General features: G+C 72.3%; 21 protein-coding genes. 8 read left to right on the top strand and 13 right to left on the bottom strand.

Annotated features, from left to right (window positions below):
* Nucleotides 1–45: 45 nt before the first annotated feature.
* The 10 genes from ACQP0N_RS16900 to ACQP0N_RS16855 all read right to left on the bottom strand — a co-directional run bounded on the left by ACQP0N_RS16900 (nucleotide 46) and on the right by ACQP0N_RS16855 (nucleotide 7,732).
* Nucleotides 46–375, bottom strand: coding sequence for an endonuclease VII domain-containing protein (locus tag ACQP0N_RS16900; RefSeq protein ID WP_433111328.1), 330 nt, complete (start codon nucleotides 373–375; stop codon nucleotides 46–48).
* A gap of 269 nt (nucleotides 376–644) precedes the next feature.
* On the bottom strand, nucleotides 645–1,340 hold the full coding sequence (locus ACQP0N_RS16895) for a hypothetical protein (RefSeq protein ID WP_433111325.1): 696 nt from the start codon (nucleotides 1,338–1,340) through the stop codon (nucleotides 645–647).
* Nucleotides 1,337–1,831, bottom strand: a complete 495-nt coding sequence (locus ACQP0N_RS16890; RefSeq protein ID WP_433111322.1) for a sigma-70 family RNA polymerase sigma factor — start codon at nucleotides 1,829–1,831, stop codon at nucleotides 1,337–1,339. The genes ACQP0N_RS16895 and ACQP0N_RS16890 overlap by 4 nt, the downstream gene beginning before the upstream one ends.
* 140 nt (nucleotides 1,832–1,971) lie before the next feature.
* Entirely contained in the window at nucleotides 1,972–2,652 is a 681-nt protein-coding gene (locus ACQP0N_RS16885; protein WP_433111319.1) for a hypothetical protein, read from the bottom strand.
* Between the two features lie 115 nt (nucleotides 2,653–2,767).
* Nucleotides 2,768–3,967 (bottom strand): tetratricopeptide repeat protein, encoded by a 1,200-nt coding sequence (locus tag ACQP0N_RS16880; protein ID WP_433111316.1) that lies wholly within the window; start codon nucleotides 3,965–3,967, stop codon nucleotides 2,768–2,770.
* Nucleotides 3,968–4,029: 62 nt separating this feature from the next.
* Entirely contained in the window at nucleotides 4,030–5,535 is a 1,506-nt protein-coding gene (locus ACQP0N_RS16875) for a BTAD domain-containing putative transcriptional regulator (protein ID WP_433111313.1), read from the bottom strand.
* Between the two features lie 205 nt (nucleotides 5,536–5,740).
* Nucleotides 5,741–5,896 carry a hypothetical protein gene (locus ACQP0N_RS16870; protein WP_433111310.1) on the bottom strand — a complete coding sequence of 52 codons (156 nt, stop codon included), beginning with the start codon at nucleotides 5,894–5,896 and terminating at the stop codon, nucleotides 5,741–5,743.
* 20 nt (nucleotides 5,897–5,916) lie between these two features.
* Nucleotides 5,917–6,378, bottom strand: coding sequence for an HNH endonuclease (locus tag ACQP0N_RS16865; protein WP_433111307.1), 462 nt, complete (start codon nucleotides 6,376–6,378; stop codon nucleotides 5,917–5,919).
* A 9-nt stretch (nucleotides 6,379–6,387) separates the two neighbouring features.
* Nucleotides 6,388–6,963, bottom strand: coding sequence for a nucleotidyltransferase family protein (locus tag ACQP0N_RS16860; protein WP_433111304.1), 576 nt, complete (start codon nucleotides 6,961–6,963; stop codon nucleotides 6,388–6,390).
* A gap of 34 nt (nucleotides 6,964–6,997) precedes the next feature.
* Nucleotides 6,998–7,732, bottom strand: a complete 735-nt coding sequence (locus ACQP0N_RS16855; RefSeq protein ID WP_433111300.1) for an SDR family oxidoreductase — start codon at nucleotides 7,730–7,732, stop codon at nucleotides 6,998–7,000.
* Between the two features lie 129 nt (nucleotides 7,733–7,861).
* On the opposite strand from ACQP0N_RS16855, the gene ACQP0N_RS16850 reads away from it, so the two are divergent.
* The gene (locus ACQP0N_RS16850) at nucleotides 7,862–8,347 is read left to right on the top strand and encodes an RrF2 family transcriptional regulator (RefSeq protein ID WP_433111297.1); all 486 of its coding nucleotides are present in this window, start codon (nucleotides 7,862–7,864) and stop codon (nucleotides 8,345–8,347) included.
* Nucleotides 8,348–8,370: 23 nt separating this feature from the next.
* On the opposite strand, the gene ACQP0N_RS16845 is transcribed toward ACQP0N_RS16850, so the two are convergent.
* Nucleotides 8,371–9,924, bottom strand: coding sequence for an ArnT family glycosyltransferase (locus ACQP0N_RS16845; RefSeq protein WP_433111294.1), 1,554 nt, complete (start codon nucleotides 9,922–9,924; stop codon nucleotides 8,371–8,373).
* A 122-nt stretch (nucleotides 9,925–10,046) separates the two neighbouring features.
* Between ACQP0N_RS16845 and ACQP0N_RS16840 the strand changes: the two genes are divergently transcribed.
* From ACQP0N_RS16840 to ACQP0N_RS16830, 3 genes are all read left to right on the top strand, one after another.
* The gene (locus ACQP0N_RS16840; RefSeq protein ID WP_433111291.1) at nucleotides 10,047–11,078 is read left to right on the top strand and encodes an aldo/keto reductase; all 1,032 of its coding nucleotides are present in this window, start codon (nucleotides 10,047–10,049) and stop codon (nucleotides 11,076–11,078) included.
* Nucleotides 11,075–11,581, top strand: a complete 507-nt coding sequence (locus ACQP0N_RS16835; RefSeq protein WP_433111288.1) for a DUF664 domain-containing protein — start codon at nucleotides 11,075–11,077, stop codon at nucleotides 11,579–11,581. The genes ACQP0N_RS16840 and ACQP0N_RS16835 overlap by 4 nt, the downstream gene beginning before the upstream one ends.
* A gap of 139 nt (nucleotides 11,582–11,720) precedes the next feature.
* Nucleotides 11,721–12,356 (top strand): GNAT family N-acetyltransferase, encoded by a 636-nt coding sequence (locus ACQP0N_RS16830; RefSeq protein WP_433111285.1) that lies wholly within the window; start codon nucleotides 11,721–11,723, stop codon nucleotides 12,354–12,356.
* Here the strand turns inward: ACQP0N_RS16830 and ACQP0N_RS16825 are convergent.
* Nucleotides 12,309–12,557, bottom strand: a complete 249-nt coding sequence (locus tag ACQP0N_RS16825) for a flavin reductase (protein ID WP_433111282.1) — start codon at nucleotides 12,555–12,557, stop codon at nucleotides 12,309–12,311. The genes ACQP0N_RS16830 and ACQP0N_RS16825 overlap by 48 nt on opposite strands.
* Before the next feature lie 199 nt (nucleotides 12,558–12,756).
* Here ACQP0N_RS16825 and ACQP0N_RS16820 point away from each other — a divergent pair, with 199 nt between their 5' ends.
* Nucleotides 12,757–13,527 carry a DUF5753 domain-containing protein gene (locus tag ACQP0N_RS16820; RefSeq protein WP_433111279.1) on the top strand — a complete coding sequence of 257 codons (771 nt, stop codon included), beginning with the start codon at nucleotides 12,757–12,759 and terminating at the stop codon, nucleotides 13,525–13,527.
* On the top strand, nucleotides 13,518–13,709 hold the full coding sequence (locus ACQP0N_RS16815; RefSeq protein ID WP_355244786.1) for a DUF397 domain-containing protein: 192 nt from the start codon (nucleotides 13,518–13,520) through the stop codon (nucleotides 13,707–13,709). Before ACQP0N_RS16820 ends, ACQP0N_RS16815 begins: the two co-directional genes overlap by 10 nt.
* Before the next feature lie 23 nt (nucleotides 13,710–13,732).
* Here ACQP0N_RS16815 and ACQP0N_RS16810 read toward each other — a convergent pair whose 3' ends face one another.
* A complete protein-coding gene (locus ACQP0N_RS16810; RefSeq protein ID WP_433111275.1) occupies nucleotides 13,733–13,927 on the bottom strand; it encodes a hypothetical protein in 195 nt (64 codons plus the stop codon).
* A 589-nt stretch (nucleotides 13,928–14,516) separates the two neighbouring features.
* Here ACQP0N_RS16810 and ACQP0N_RS16805 point away from each other — a divergent pair.
* Together ACQP0N_RS16805 and ACQP0N_RS16800 are read left to right on the top strand one after the other, a co-directional pair.
* The gene (locus ACQP0N_RS16805) at nucleotides 14,517–15,059 is read left to right on the top strand and encodes a DUF2087 domain-containing protein (RefSeq protein WP_433111272.1); all 543 of its coding nucleotides are present in this window, start codon (nucleotides 14,517–14,519) and stop codon (nucleotides 15,057–15,059) included.
* Between the two features lie 10 nt (nucleotides 15,060–15,069).
* On the top strand, nucleotides 15,070–15,585 hold the full coding sequence (locus ACQP0N_RS16800; RefSeq protein WP_433111269.1) for a GNAT family N-acetyltransferase: 516 nt from the start codon (nucleotides 15,070–15,072) through the stop codon (nucleotides 15,583–15,585).
* Nucleotides 15,586–15,594: the final 9 nt, after the last annotated feature.

The following is a 15,594-nucleotide window of genomic DNA, read 5'->3' as shown; positions in this document are numbered from 1 at the left end:
TTCGTTGGCGGTGCGGATCATCGCCAGCCCGAACGTAGGTGGGGCTCAGCAGACAGTTCGAGGCGGCACGGTTAGCGGCTCGGACCGCAGATAGTCCATAGCGCGGCGCAACGCCTCCACGTTGTCCCGGAAGTGCCCAAGCGCCGAGTTGCACCCGTTGCACAGAAGGCCACGAATGGCGTTGGTGCTGTGACAGTGATCTACCACTAAGCGGAAGGCCTGCGCCGAAGGCATGCCGTCCTTGCGGGGCCGACCCACCGGAGTGGCTGGAATCTCATCCTCATGCACTCCGCAGATGGCGCAGCGGTACCCTTGCCGTGACCTGAGGTCGTCGTAGTAAGCCTCGGTGATCCGGTACTTGCTCCAGAGATTCATCGCGCGGTTGGAGCCTGGGCGGGCGTCTCTACTGGCCTGATTGATGCGGCGGGTGTATTCGCGGCATGGCTGGCAGGAGAGCAAGGGACGACCGGTTGCACTGAGGAAGGACTCCGGCGGCCGAGGTTGTCCGCACCGCCCGCACTTCCTGGACTCGTCCACGACTCCCGAGAATACCGATTCTTGAGGGCGGCCCCGGCCCCAAATCGCGTCGGGCTGAGCCTTCGAGCGGCGTACGCAGTTCAAGGTCGGCGTGGACGAAGGGCCGTTCACTTCGTCGCGGTGGCCCACTCGGCCGCCGTCGAAGGGCTGTAGTACCGGGTGAAGCCACAGCCCCACGCGATCGGGTCGGCGAGCGCCGCGCCGCCCCAGCGGGGCATGCCGGACACGAGCAACCGGGTGCCGACCCGATAGGCAGGGCCACCCTCGGACGTGGCGTCGCCCGTCCCGGTCGCGGCGGCGGGCGGCGACATGTCCACCACGGCGGTGCCCGCGGATCCGCCCCTGAACCAGGTGTGCACCTGGAACGTCACCGATCGCAGGTCCAGGGGAGGATGCGCGTCGCGTTCGGTTCGGGCCGGCCCGATGCCCGTCACGGTGCCGTCGAAGGCGAAGGCCTGCTCGGCGAGCGTCTGCGGTGCGTACGCCTTGACGCACTGCGCCGCGCCGAAGGCGAGCGGATCGCCGGGCTTGACCCCGGCCGGCAGGTCGGCCGCAGGCGTCGGAGTGACCGGTACGGACGAGGGAGTGACCGGCGGCTGTGCCTGCGGCGTCGCGGTCGGCCGGTGGACGCCGTACACAGCCGCCGCGATGATCACCGTGGTCGTGGCCGCCGCCACCGTCAGGGTCCGGCGCCTGCGGTGGACCCTGCGCACCGCCCCGGCGACCACGGCCAGTTCGTCGGGGGCGTCGGCGGCGTCGGCGGCGAAGAGGTCGCGCAACTCCCGCTCGGTCGACTGGTTCATCGGGTCTCCCTCTGTGCGTCGATGGCCGCTGACCCGCGCAGGCTCGCCAGGGCACGTGAGGCGGTGGCGCGCACGGAGCTCTCGCTGACCCCCATGGCCGCGGCGACCGCCGCGTCGTCCAGGTCGGCGTAGTAGCGCAGGACAAGCACGGTGCGGGCGCGCGGGGCGAGCCGGCTCAACAGCACCCGCATCTGGTCCCGGGCGGCGACCGCGTCGGCCGGGTCGGCCACCGTGGCACCGGTCTCCTGGCGCAGGTCGGTGGGCCGCTCCGTCGTCCAGCGCCGGCGACGCCAACTCAGATGCGCGTTCACCAGCATGCGGCGTACGTAGGCCTCCGGGTCCGTCGCCGCGCGCACCCGCTTCCAGTGCCGGTACACGTCGGCCAGCACGGTCTGCGCGAGATCCTCCGCCACCTGCCGGTCGCCGCTCAGGACGAACGCCAGGCGCACCAGCGACCGGCCGTACCCCGCCACGAAATCCTCGAACGACACGCCCGCTCCCGTCAGTGCTTCCCACTAGGAAGACGCATCGGCCGCCGCCGGGCGCTGCACGGCTGCCCCCGGTCGAGCGCTGGTCGGCGTTCGACACCGGCTCCGGACCCGCAGGCCCGGAGCCGGTGTCGTTGCCCGGTCTACCTCGCGGCCGGTGAGGCGTACCCGACGATGGACGAGGCCCAGTTGCTGTACTGCGGGTGGGTCACGCCGTCCGACTGGTTGCCGCCGACCACGTAGTGGTTGCCGTCCGTGCTGGTGTCGTAGTACGACGTGACGATGGCGACGTGATCGTAGGTGCCGTTGCCGTCCCAGTCGTAGACCGCCGCGTCACCCTTGCGCGGGACGTAGCCGCTGCCGCGCCCGTGCCAGGTGCCGTTGTTGATGCCGTACGTCCGGAAGCTACCGGCCGCCGCGGTGAGACCGCTGTACTTCGCGCCGCCCCAGTAGAACGCGAACTTCGCGAAGTCCGCGCACCATTGCCGCTTGCGCCACGCCACCGGTCCCCAGGCCTTGGTGCCGTCGCGGTACATGTAGCCGTTGGTGGTCTTGCCGCACTTGCCGTAGGTGGAGGCGGTGCCGTCATAGCGGTCGTTGGCCGGGTCGGCCCAGAAGCCGGTGTAGAAGTTGCAGTCCTCGGTCGATGTCTCGGACAGCCGTGCCTGGACGTCGGCGTTGGTGGACGTGTACTGCTCCCACGCGATGTTGCCGACGTCGATGCCGAGCTGGGTGTCGCCCGCGGCGTACGCGGGGCTGGCCACGCTGAGGGTCGACGCCGCGAGGGCGACCGCCGTGACCAGCGCCATACGGATCCGTCTCATCGGTTCTCCTGCTTTCTGACTGACGAAGGTGGACGTCAGAAAGCGTCGACGGGCCGGCTTGCGCGGCCCTTGAGGGAGTCTTGACTCTCCTCTTCGACGACGGTGGTGGAGGCGGTCAGTCGTCGAGGTCGCGTAACGCGTCGGCCACCGTCTCGGCGTTCGGATGGTCGAGTTCGCGAAGGATCGTCGCCGCCTGCCGCAGGAACTCGCGCGCCTGCTCCGCCTCGCCGGCGGCGGAGTGGCTCTGCCCCAGATGCGTCAGGATCTCCGCCTCGTTGTACCGGTCCCGGAAGTTGCGGACCAGCTTGAGGGCCCGCTGGTAGCAGGTGTTGGCCTCGGCGTGCCGGCCCAGGTGGTGGTACGCGTAACCGAGGCTGTCCCAGGCGCCGGCCTCGGCGTGCTGGTCGCCGATCTCCTGGTTGAGCTCCACCGCCCGCTCGCAGTACGCCACGGCCGCGCCGTGGTCGCTGAGCTGGGTGTGCAGCCAGCCGACATTGTTGACGGCCATCGCCTCCCCGGCCCGGTGCCCGGCCTGCCGGTAGAGCTCAAGGGCCAGCTCGTTGTGGCGCAGCGCGTCGGACCAGCGGTCCTGCTGGTTGAAGGCCCAGCCGAGCCCACGGTGGGTGTGCGCCTGGCTGACCGGGTCGCCCAGGGCCTCGAACAACGCGAGCGCCCCCTGGTAGTGCCGGTGGGCCTCGTCGAGTTCGCCGAGCTGGGTGTGGGCCACCCCCAGGCTGCGGTGCGAGCACGCCTGCCAGCGCCGCTCACCGAGCCGGCTCGCGGCCCGCAGCGCCGCGAGCTGCGTCGCGGTCCAGTCGCGCCAGTGTCCCTGCTCGTCGAGGTAACTCTCCATCGTCCAGGCCAACTGCCAGGTGTACGCGTCGAGCCCGTCGCGCGCGGACTGCCGCAGGATGCCGAGCAGCACGGCGTGTTCGGTGTGGAACCAGGCCAGCGCCTGCGCCTGGTCGGCTACCGGATCGAGGGTGAGTTGGGGCTGTGCGGGCGGCAGCGTGATCGGCTCGCGGGCCGGGTCGAGCAGGCACGCTGCCGCGTGGGCGGTGTGCAGGTAGTGGTCGAGCATGCGGACGAGGGCGGCCTGCCGGTGATCCGGGGCGTCGCGCCCGACCTGCTCCGCCGCGTACAGGCGGACCAGATCGTGCAGGCGGTACCGCGTCGACGTCTGCTGGTGGACCAGGTGCGCCTCGTGCAGGTCGTGCAGCAGCGGCCGGGTCTGCCGCGGGGAGAGACCGTTGAGGCTCGCCGCGGCCCCCAGGCCGACCTCGGGGCCGGGAGTCAGACCGAGCAGCCGGAACATCCGGGCCGCCTCCGGCCCTAGGGCGCGCGTGGAGGAGGCGAAGACCGCGCGCAGGTCGGCGCTCAGGTCGCGGTGGTCAGGGCGTCCAGCCGCGTCGCCTCCTCGGACAGTTCGTCGACCAGCGCCCGCAGCGGGAGACCGGGGTGCATCGCCGCCCGCGCCGCGACGATGCTGAGGGCCAGTGGCAGGCCGTGGCACCGGGCCAGCAGCGCGGCGACGCTGTCGGGTTCCTCCGCGAGGAGTCGCGGTCCGAACCGGCGGGACAGCAGGTGGTGGGCCTCGTCGTCGGTGAGCACGTTCAGGGTGAACCCCTGTGCGCCCTGCGCCACGAGGCCACCGAGGCGGCGGCGACTGGTCACCAGGACGGTGCAGGTGGGGCTGCCGGGCAGCAGGGTGGCGACCTGCTCGGTGTCGTGGGCGTTGTCGAGCACGATCAGCATCCGCCGGTCCGCGAGCAGCGTGCGGTAGAGGGCCGCCTGCGCCTCCAGGCCGGTCGGGATCGCCTTGGGGGGTACGGCCAGGGCGTCGAGGAGGCCGCGCAGGGCCACCGGTGGCGGCACCGGCTCGGCGGCGGGGTCGAACCCGCGCAGGTTCACGTACAACTGGCCGTCGGGGAAGCGGTCCAGGTGGTCGTACGCCCAGCGCAGGGCCAACCAGGTCTTGCCGACGCCGCCGGTGCCACCGATCACCGCGACGGCGACGGCGTCCGCGTCGTCGGTCTGGCTCTCGACCAGGCGGGACAGCGTGGCCAGTTCGCGGACCCGGCCGGTGAACAACGGCGGTGGGGCCGGCAGCTGCCGGGGGATCGGAGGAGCCGCCGCCGCCTCGGGCGTCGGCGCGGCGAGAGTCGGGTCGCCGTTGAGGATGCCCAGGTGCAGCGCTTGCAGATCGGGACCGGGGTCGACGCCGGTCTCGTCGGCCAGGACACGGCGCAGCCGGTCGTAGTGCTCCAGCGCCTCGGCCTGCCGACCGCAGCGGTACAGGGCGCGCATGAGTTGCCCGGCGAGGCGCTCGTCCAGCGGATGGGCCGGAGCGTCCCGCAGGAGGTCCGGCAGCAGGGACGCGTGCAGGCCCAGGCGGAGCGCGGTGTCCGTGCGGTCCCGTTCGGCGGCCACCCTCTCCTGTGTGAGCGCCTCGCGCGTCTCGTTGAGCCACGGGGTGTCCAGCTGGGTGAAGGGCTCGCCACGCCACAGGCCGAGAGCCTCGTCGAACCGCCCCAGCGCGACCTCGTCGTCGGACACGGCGCGCGCCCCGGCGACCAGGTCGCGGAACCGGTACAGATCCACCGCGGCCGGGTCCACGCTGAGCAGGTAGCCGCCCGAGCGGCGGGAGATCTCGGCACCGCCGGCCAGGCAGGACCGCAGGCGGGACAGGTAGCTGTACAGCGAATTCACGGCGCGCTGCGGACGATGGTCGGCCCAGACGCGGTCGAGGAACTGGTCGACGTGCACGACGCGATTCGCCTCGATGAGCAGGATCGCCAGGACGCTGCGCTGTCGAGCGTGGCCCAGGTCGACCCATTCGCCGTCGATCTCCGCCTCGACCTCGCCGAGCAGCCTGAACTTCACCGACACCGTCCCCCGCTGTCGCCGATCCCGGCCTGACCAGGCGATTCAAGATTCGCTCAAGAAGTCCCTCCATTGTATTCGGAGGCCGTCTCGAATCCGGACCGCGAGGACCGCCGTCTACGTGCTGGGACGGCACGGCAGCGGGACCTGGGACTCCCTCAAGGAGTCCCAGGTCCCGCTGCGGCGGTGGTGCGCGCGCAGGGCGTCAGTCGCCGGCGGAAACCTCGTAGAGCCGGCTGCCGCTGTACGAGCCGCCGTTGATGGCGTAGTACGAGTGGCCGCCGTAGCAGGCCGAGGGCGGGCCCGCCGCCGCCTGCGCCGACGGTGCCGCCGCCGAGGCCGGTGCGGCGAACGTCAGCACCGCGCCGAGGGGGCGCGGCGTCAGTTCGGCAGGTACGCCGAGCGGGCCTGGCTCACCTCGGCGGCCTGGCGCTGCCGCCACCGGCGTTGGCTGTCCCGGTTGCAGGCGCGACACGTCCGGCGGTATCGACCCGTCGACTCGTCGATCTCGCGGTCGTGCCCGTTGCGGCAGGTCGGGCCCTGCGCTCGGGTGCGGCAGTTCTCGGCGCGGCTGACCTGCCGCAGGTGGGTGGGCTCGATGCAGTCCTTCGCCGGGCAGAGGTGGTCGACCTCCAGATCGGGGCGGTACCCGCCGACGAAGACCACGTACGCGGCGATGTGCGCCCAGGCGCGGCCGGCGATCTTCTGGTGAACGCCGCGCCGCGTGCCGTACCCGCTGATGATGAGGCAGCCGTCGTCCTGCCGCACCGAACGCCGCAGGAGATGGTCGCGCAGACTGGCCTCGGTGAAGTGTCGGGACAACCCCTTGACCTCGCTGAGCACGGCGTCACCCTATCGGAGGCGGGCGGCGTGCTCGGGCAGGTCGACGTCGGTGTCGTCGGCGACGTCGGCGCAGTCCACCAGTCGTACGGCTGGTGCGTGGGCGCGGAGGTAGTCGCGGGCGCCCCGGTCGCCGGTCGCCGCCTCGGTGACTCCGGCCCAGTGGTCGCGCCCGAGCAGCACCGGATGTCCGCGTCGCCCCTCGCGGTAGGTGGCCATGGCGAGGGATTCGGCGGTGGCGTCGCGGGCGACGCGGCGTACCGCCTCGGGGGTCAGGTCAGGCTGGTCGACCAGGGTGACCACGACGGCGGCGGCCGGGCTGGACGCCAAAGAGTCCAGCCCGGCCCGCAGCGACGAGCCCATGCCCGACGCCCATTCGCCGTTCACCACCACCTCGGGCAGCCGGGTGCGGGCGCGGATCTCATCGGCCTGCGCGCCGAGCACCACGAGCACCGGTCGGCAGCCGGCGGCGGTGAGGAGGTCGGCGGCGTGCTCCACGAGCAGGCGGCCACGGTACGGCAGGAGGGCCTTGGGTTGGCCGAGCCGTCGGCCGGCGCCGGCCGCCAGGAGGAGACCCGCCGTGACCATGAGCCGAGCGTAGCCCGCCCGTCACGGTGGAGCGTCAGCGCGCCAGCCACTCCCGGTACGAGGTGGGCGCGAGAACGGCGTCCTCCTTGCCGGTGAGCACGTCACCGGGGGCCGCCGCGAACATGCCGGCGGTGTCGTCGGTGGTGACGGTCCGCTGGTCGCCGCGCGCGGCGAGGGTGATCCGGCCCAGCTCGTCGAGCCCGAACACGTCCGGGCCGGCGACGTTGCGGATGCCCTGAAGGGGCGCGCCCACGCTCACGTCGGCGACGGCCTGGGCCACGTCGGCGGCGGCCATCGGCTGTACGGGGGTGCTGGGCAGGCGTACGCCGGTCTCGTCGGCGGTCCAGGAGATGACCGCGTCCATGAACTCGAAGAACTGGGTGGCGCGGACGATCGAGTACGGCACCCCGCTGGCCTTGAGGATGTCCTCCTGGAGCACCTTCGCGCGGTAGTAGGCCAGGTCGGGCACCTGGTCGACGCCGACGATCGACAGGACCACGGCGTGTCCGACGCCGGCCTGCTCGGCGGCGGTCAGGAGGTTGTCCATGGTGGTCTGGAAGAAGGCGGGGGAGGCCTCGTCGAAGGTCGGCGAGTTGGTGAGGTTGACGACGACGTCGACGTCCTTGAGCGCCTCGGGGAGGCCCTGCCCGGTGAGGAGGTCGACTCCGGTCGACTGCGAGTGCCCGAACGCGTCGTGCCCGGCCGTGCGCAGGATCTGGACGACCTGGGAGCCGATCAGGCCCGTCCCGCCCATGACAGCGATCTTCATGTCCGTTCCACCTTCCGTGTCCTGTTCGTCCCGGCCCCCCGGTGGGGCCGCCAAACTCGGACCTCTTATGTCCGAGAACTATACTCGGATAAGAATGATCCGAGTATGAGGGGTGGCTAGGGTGAGGCGATGAAGATGTCCGGCGGTGTCGAGTGGGCGCTGCACTGCTGTGTCGTGCTCACCACCAGCAGCCGGCCCGTCCCGGCCGCCCGGCTCGCGGAGCTGCACGACGTCTCCGGCAGCTACCTCGCCAAGCAGCTCCAGTCGCTGGCCCGCGCCGGACTCATCCACTCCGTGCAGGGCAAGTCCGGTGGCTACGCGCTGACCCGCGCGCCGGAGTCGATCAGCGTGCTGGACGTGGTCCACGCCGTCGACGGGCCGGGTCCGGCCTTCGTGTGCACCGAGATCCGCCAACGTGGCCCGCTGGCCACCCCGCCCGCCGACTGCACCGGCGCGTGCCCGATCGCCCGCGCCATGTGGACCGCCGAGACGGCGTGGCGCGACGCCCTGGCCGGCATCACGATCGCCGACCTCGCCCGCGACGTGGACGTCGACTCCGGCCCCGAGGCCCTGGCCACCGTCCGCGCCTGGCTCACCGGCGACCCCGCCGGCTGAGCGCTCGGCGGGCGGGACGTGGCTCAGCCGGCCCGGCGTACCTCGGTGTCCCAGATCTCGGCCCACGGACGCCGCAGCCCCCGGCACACGTGGATCGGGCCGCCGTTCTCGTCGTTGGCCACCTCGACCCGCTGGTCCACCCGCCCGGCCAGCACACACTGCTCGAACCAGCCGTTCAGCACGTCGGGGCGCTCCCAGCCGACCGCGATGACCACGTCCGCGCCGGCGGGCGGGCGGCCGAAGTCGAGCATGCTGTTGTGACCGGAGTACGCCCGGGGCAGCCCCCGTGCCGGCCCGTAGCGCGCGACCGCCCCGGCCTCGCCGTAGTTGGCGGTGAGAACGACAGCCCGCGCGCGATCGGACTCCGGCAGGCCACGGTGGACGGTGGCGAGCGAGTCGGCGAACGCCGGCCAGCCGATGGTCTCGCCGGCGTCGTAGTTCACGTCGACCACGAAGGCGGGCAACCGGTCGGCCGGCAGCACGGGCAACAGCAGCACGATGCTGGGCAGCAGGAACGGCACCGCGCCGACCGCGAGCAACCCCCGCCGCAGCCACACCGAACCACGCGACGCCCAGGCGGCGGTCACCACCGCGCCCGCCGCGACGAGCGCCAACAGCAGGGGAGCGTCGTAGTAGCCCTTGCCGCCGGCCACCAGAACCACACCGAACACGACAATCCAGGCCCAACCCATCGCCCGGTACGACCGCCACGTCGGCCGACGCAGCAACGCGACGAGACCCGCGATCCAGATCGGTACGGCGTACGGGCTGATGATGAGGAACTGGAGGGTGAGCGCGTCGAGGCGGCCGCTGTAGGAGCTGTCCCCGTCGGAGATGGACGCGGCCACGCCGAGTTGCGGGAAGCCGTGTGCCGCCTGCCAGATGAGGTTCGGCGCGGCCAGCACCAGGGCGATCGCGGCGGCGGCGAGCACCCGCCGGTCGCGCAGCAGCCGACGCGGCCCCGCGATCAGCACCCCGGCGAGCAGGCCCACGGCCAGCAGCGCCGGCAACAGCTTGTTCAGCATGCCCACGCCGAGCACCAGCCCGAGCGGGAGCGCCCAGCGGGTGTCGCCGGTGCGCAGCAGTCGCACCGCGCACCACGCCACGCCGAGCCAGACCAGCAGGTCGATGGTCGTGGTGCTGAGCAGGTGCCCGCTGGCGAGCACGATGCCGGAGATCGCGGCGAGCACCGCCGCGAAGCTCTGCGCGCCCCGGCCGCCACCCAGCTCCCGGGCGGTGGCGGCGACCAGCAGGACCGCGCCCCCGGCCAGCAGCGCCGACGGCGTCCGGAGGACCACCAGGTTGCCCGGCGCGATCTCGTCGAGCAGTCGGGCCAGCGCGGGGACCAGCGGGCCCTGGTCGACGTAACCCCAGTCGAGGTGCCGACCGCAGAGCAGGAAGTACAGCTCGTCGCGGTGATAGCCGTAGCGCCCGGCGAGCAGCAGCAGCGTCACGCTGGTCGCGGCGGCCACCAGCCACGGACCGCGGGTGGGCGCGCCGGGCGCGGGTGGCGTCACCGACGGCGGCTGCGGGGTGGGCCGGTGCGGTCGGTCGGTATCGATCGCGGGCTCGCTCACCCGCTCATGATGACCGGCGGCGTAGCCGCGTGGGTGCCCGTGCCGGGGTTCGGGATCGTCCGTGTGCGGGCGGTGGGGACGAGTGCGAAGATCAGCTTTGTCACTCGGACCGAAAGGACGATATGCGCTATCGCAATCTGGGCGCCACCGGCACGGTGGTGTCGACTCTCTGTCTGGGCACCATGACCTTCGGCGCGGAGACCGACGAGGAGGGCAGCTTCGCGCAGCTCGACCGGTTCGTCGAGGCCGGCGGCACCTTCCTCGACACCGCCGACGTCTACTCCAGGGGCATCTCGGAGGAGATCGTCGGCCGCTGGCTGCGGGCCCGGCCCGACGTGCGTGACCGCCTCGTCATCGCCACGAAGGGCCGCTTCCCGATGGGCCCGGGGGCGAACGACGCCGGCCTGTCCCGGGTGCACCTCACCCGCGCCCTGGACGCGAGCCTGCGGCGGCTCGGCGTCGAGGCCGTCGACCTCTACCAGGCGCACGCGTGGGACCCACTGACGCCGCTGCCCGAGACGCTGCGCTTCTTCGACGACGCGGTACGCGCCGGCAAGATCCGCTATGCGGGGGTCAGCAACTTCACCGGCTGGCAGTTGCAGAAGGCGGCCCTGCTCACCCAGCACCTCAACCTCACCCCGATCGTGACGCTGCAACCGCAGTACAACCTGCTGGCCCGGGAGATCGAGTTCGAGCTGGTGCCGGTCTGTGAGAACGAGGGCATCGGCATCCTGCCGTGGTCACCACTGGGTGGGGGCTGGCTGAGCGGCAAGTACCGGCGCGACACCACGCCCACCGGCGCGACCCGACTCGGGGAGAACCCGGAGCGTGGCGTCGAGGCGTACGCCGGTCGCAACGGGCAGGAGCGCACCTGGCAGGTGCTCGACGCGGTCGGCCAGGTCGCCAAGGACCTCGGCGCGTCCATGTCGGCGGTGTCGCTGGCGTGGCTGGCGGCCCGACCCGCGGTCACCTCGGTGATCCTCGGCGCGCGCACCATCGAGCAGCTCGACGACAACCTGACCGCCGCCGATCTCGTCCTGAACGACGAGCAGATGCGGCTGCTGGACGAGGCGAGCGCGCCCCCGGTGGGCGACTACCCGTACGGCGGGGCCGGGATTCGGCAACGCGGCCGCGACCTGCCGAGCGGCTCATGACTGCTTTCCCCGAGCCGACCGCGCCGGCCGGCAGCCGTACCGAGGTCTTCCTGCGCTACCTGGACTACTTCCGCGAGTCGGTGGTAGCCAAGGTGTCGGCGTTGGACGAGACCGAGCTGCGCAGCAGTCGACTGCCGTCCGGGTGGACGCCGCTGGAACTGCTCACGCACCTGCGCCACGTCGAGCTGCGCTGGATCGAGTGGGGCTTCGAGGGCCGGGACGTCGCCGAGCCGTGGGGCGACCGTCGGGACGACCGCTGGTACGTCGCTCCCGACGAGACACGCGACGACCTGGTCGCGGCGTTGCGGGCGCAGGGCGCACACACCACGGCCGTCGTGACGGCGCACGACCTGGCCGAGATCGGGGCGCCGGGCCCGCGCTGGGACGGCGCGGACCCGGCGTCGTTGGAACGGGTGCTGTTCCACCTGGTGCAGGAGTACGCCCGTCACCTGGGCCACCTCGACGTGGTCGCCGAGCTGGCGGGCGGCCCGACGGGCGAGTGAGACCATCGGCGGTTCCCGCGACGCGCGATGATCGCGCTCGAACGTGGATGTAGTGGCCTCCTCGCTCAAGGAAGGCCACTACATCATGGATCGAGCGCGATCATGAGGCGAGTGAGGCCGCCGGCCCGATAATGGGCGGATGCCGCTGCTCGTCACGCCCGCCCTGCCGGCCGGGAGTCTCGCCGCCCAGGAACAACCCCACCTTGAGGTACGCCCCGGGCTGGCGCTGCGGCCGTGGCGCGACGACGACGCCCCGGCCGTCCGTACGGCGTTCGGCTGCCCGGCGATCCAGCGGTGGCACGTGCTCCGGCTCGACGACGACGCCGAGGCCAGGGCGTGGACGGCACAGTGGACCGGTCGGTGGCGTGCCGAGACGGCCGTGAGTTTCGCGATCGTCGACGGCGACGACCGGCCGGTCGGCCAGACGGGACTGCGGGACGTGCTGCTGACCGAGGGGTCGGCGCAGATTTCGTACTGGCTGCTGCCCGACGCGCGCGGTCGAGGGCTCGCCACCGAGGCGCTGGAGGCGCTGACCCGGTGGAGCTTCACGCGGGCCGGGTTGCACCGGTTGGAGCTGAACCACTCGACGGCCAACGCGGCGTCATGCCGGGTCGCCACGCGGGGCGGCTTCGCGGTGGAGGGGGTGGCGCGTCAGTCGATGCGGCACGCCGACGGCTGGCACGACATGCACCAGCACGCACGGCTGCGCAACGAGGGGCCGATCCGGTCAGCGGGCCTGCGCCCAGCCGACGAAACGCGGGGTCAGGTCGGGTAGCGCCACGTCGGGGTTGAGCGCGGCGAGGTCGGCCTCGGCCTCCTGCTGGACCGCCGCCAGGTGCGTCAACAGACCCGGGCGGTCCTCGCGGTACCGGCCGAGCAGGCGCAGCTTCGCGGTCGAGCACGGCCACAGGATGCCGCAGACTGGGCAGCGCCACGACGGGCGCAACGGGGCGTGCGCCTTTTCCTTGTGCGGCACGACTGTCCTCCTCATCGGCTGGTGGAGGCGGGGGTCGCTTCTGATCGCGGAAGCGGCCCCCGCCGCGAACGCGTCCGCCGGGTTCGGGTCCCTGCCGGCCGCGCCGTCGATACCCCACTTTGCCGGGAGTCTCTGGACAACCACACAGCGTTACGTAATCTCCTTGGCGCAGCTCATTTGCCCCCAGGGAAGGAACGGCATGAACCACGCCTTTGTCGCCGCGCTCGCCGAGGCGGGTCACACGGCCGAGAGCCTCGCCGACCGGATCGGTGTGCACCCGAAGACCGTCGCCCGGTGGGCGAACCCGGGCCACGTTCCCCAGAGTCGACACCGCGGGACCGTCGCCGAGCTGCTGGCGCGCGACGCCGAGGCACTGTGGCCGGACGCCCTTCGTCGCCGCGAACCCGTGTGGTTCCGACCCTGGGTCGACATCGAACGCGAGGCGGTGACCCTGCGGTCGTTCGAGTTGACATGGGTGCCGGGGCTGCTCCAGACCGAGGCGTACGCGCGGGCGACCCTGGCCGGCGGGGTCCTCACGGCGGACGCGGTCGACGAGTTCACCGAGGCGCGGATGAATCGGCAGTCGATCATCGAACGGGAGGCCGAGGGACCGCTGCTCATCGCCCTGCTCGACGAGGGGGTGCTGCGCCGCCGCGTCGGCGACGACCGGGCGTTGATGGCAGCGCAGCTCACCCGCCTGCTCGGCTACGTCGAGACGGACACCGTCCAGCTTCAGATCGTGCCGGCCGACGCCCCCAGCTATCCCGGGCTCGACGGACCGTTCACCATCGCCGACCTGCCGGACGGCTCGCGCCTCGCCCACGTCGACAGTGCCGCGCAGGCGCAGATCCTCGACCGACCATCGGAGCTTGTTAGCCTGGAGCGGCGGTGGGAGCGGATTCGCGGCGAGGCGCTGCCCCGGGGACGTTCCCTGGACCTTCTCAGAGAAGCGGCGGGATCATGGACATGACCGGGGCACGGTGGCGCACGAGCACGAGAAGCGGCGGCAACGGCGGCAACTGCGTCGAGGTCGCCGACAACCTTCCGGGCGTGGTGCTCGTGCGTGACTCGAAGGACCGCGACGGCGCGACCCTCACGTTCCGCCCGGACGCGTGGCGCGGCTTCGTCGCCATGGCCCGCGCCGCCGGCTGACCGTCCACCCCGGCCCGGCCTGGTCAGCGCACGCCGGCCGGGTCGGCCGGTTGCGGTTCGCGGGCCGTCGGCCAGGTGAGCTGGCGTACGCCGGGCACGAGCGCGGTGCCGCCGTACGCGGCGAGGACCAGCAGGCCGATGACCGCCAGGGGTACGGGTGTGCCGACCGGGTTGAGACAGCCGAGGGCGGTCAGCGCCACGGCGTACGTGACGATCACGGCCGGGGCGGGCGCAGCCCTGCGGTAAATCCGTTGCCCACCAGGAACAGGTTGACCATGCTGACGCGCATGGATCAGTGACCAGTGGCGCACGTGCGCGATGAGGACGGGTTCGAGTGACCTCCCCGCCTCCGTCCGCCGTGCCACTCGAAACTCGCACCGCAGGACCGGTGCGGGTTTTTCGTCCGCGACGTGATCTGCGACGTCGCGCCAGCCGGAGACACCCGGCTACCCGCCACTGGATCCAGGAGGCCCTTCGGCGCCTCCCGCCGAGACCTTGGAATCACCGAAGCCATGAACGGTTCCCGCCCTGTCCGCATGCCGGCCTTCGTCCACGCGGACCCGCCTCCCTTCGAGTTCGACGCTTCCGGCGTCTTCTCGCCCCCACCGCTGCCACGCACCCAGCGGGCCACCCCCCGGGTGGACCTCGCCGCGGCAGACCTCGCACCACGATCGTTTCCACCGCTGATCGCTGTTCCGATCTTCCTCAACCTCGATACGAGGACCAGCAGGCTGGCGACAGTGCGGCTGGGCGCGTACACCGGAAATCGCCTGGCGGCTCCCGTACGCCGATGGGAGGGTGACCGGCATGACTGCACACGCACTGGCCGGGGCCCTGGCCGACGACGGACGGCGACGGATCTTCGCGGCGGTCGCGTTGGGATCAACAAGCGTGCCCGAGGTCGTGCAGCGCTCCGGCTTGGCCACCCGGGCCGTGCGCACCGGGCTCGGTCGGCTCGCCGCTGCGGGCCTCATCACCGGCGGTGATGGCGCGCTCGCGGTCGACGAGGCGTCGCTGCGGGCCGCGGCGCGCGACAGCCGCCCGGCCGACGACACCGGGTCGACCGAGGACCCGGTGCTGCGCACCTTCCTGCGCGGGGACGTGCTGGTGGGCATGCCGGCGCAGCGCGGACGGCGCCGGACGCTGCTGGCCCACATCGCGCAGCGGTCGTTCGCGTCGGGCACCCGCTATCCGGAGCGGGCCGTCGACGACGCGCTCAAGCCGTGGTGCGCCGGCGGCGCGTCGGACCACGCCACGTTGCGCCGCTACCTGGTGGACGAGCGGTTGCTGACCCGTGAGCAGGGCATCTACCAGCGGACCGACACCGAAAACCCGTTGACCGGCCACTGATGATCGACGGGTGACCACGACCGTCCGACCCGACTGGGTGACCGCCGCTGTCCGGCCCGATCATCCGGACGCGACACTCCTGCTGCGCGAGTACATGACCGAGATGGTGGTGCGCTACTACGACCGCCCCGAGCGACCCGGCGAGGTCGACGCCGCGCTCGCCGAGATGCCCAGCGACGACCTGGCGTACCCCAGTGGTGTGCTCCTGCTCGCCCACCGCGGCGCGGAGCTGGCCGGCTGCGCCGGCCTGCGGTGGCGGCCCGAGTTCGCCGAGCTGACCCGGGTGTTCGTACGGCCCGCGCACCGCGGCACCGGCGGAGGGGCCGCGCTGTTGGCCGCCGTCGAGGCGCGGGCGCTGGCGGCCGGAGCGGACCGGATCCGCCTGGACACCCGCTCCGACCTGGTCGAGGCCCGGGCGCTGTACGCCCGGCACGGCTATGTCGAGATCCCCGCCTACTCACACGGCCCGTACGCCCACCACTGGTTCGAGAAGGAGTTGACGGCCGGCTCGGGACGCGCTAAATAAGAAGAGGAA

Origin of the sequence: Micromonospora sp. CA-246542, from assembly GCF_050942905.1 — a bacterium.
Classification (GTDB): Bacteria; Actinomycetota; Actinomycetes; order Mycobacteriales; family Micromonosporaceae; genus Micromonospora.
This window is presented reverse-complemented; position numbering and strand designations above follow the sequence as displayed.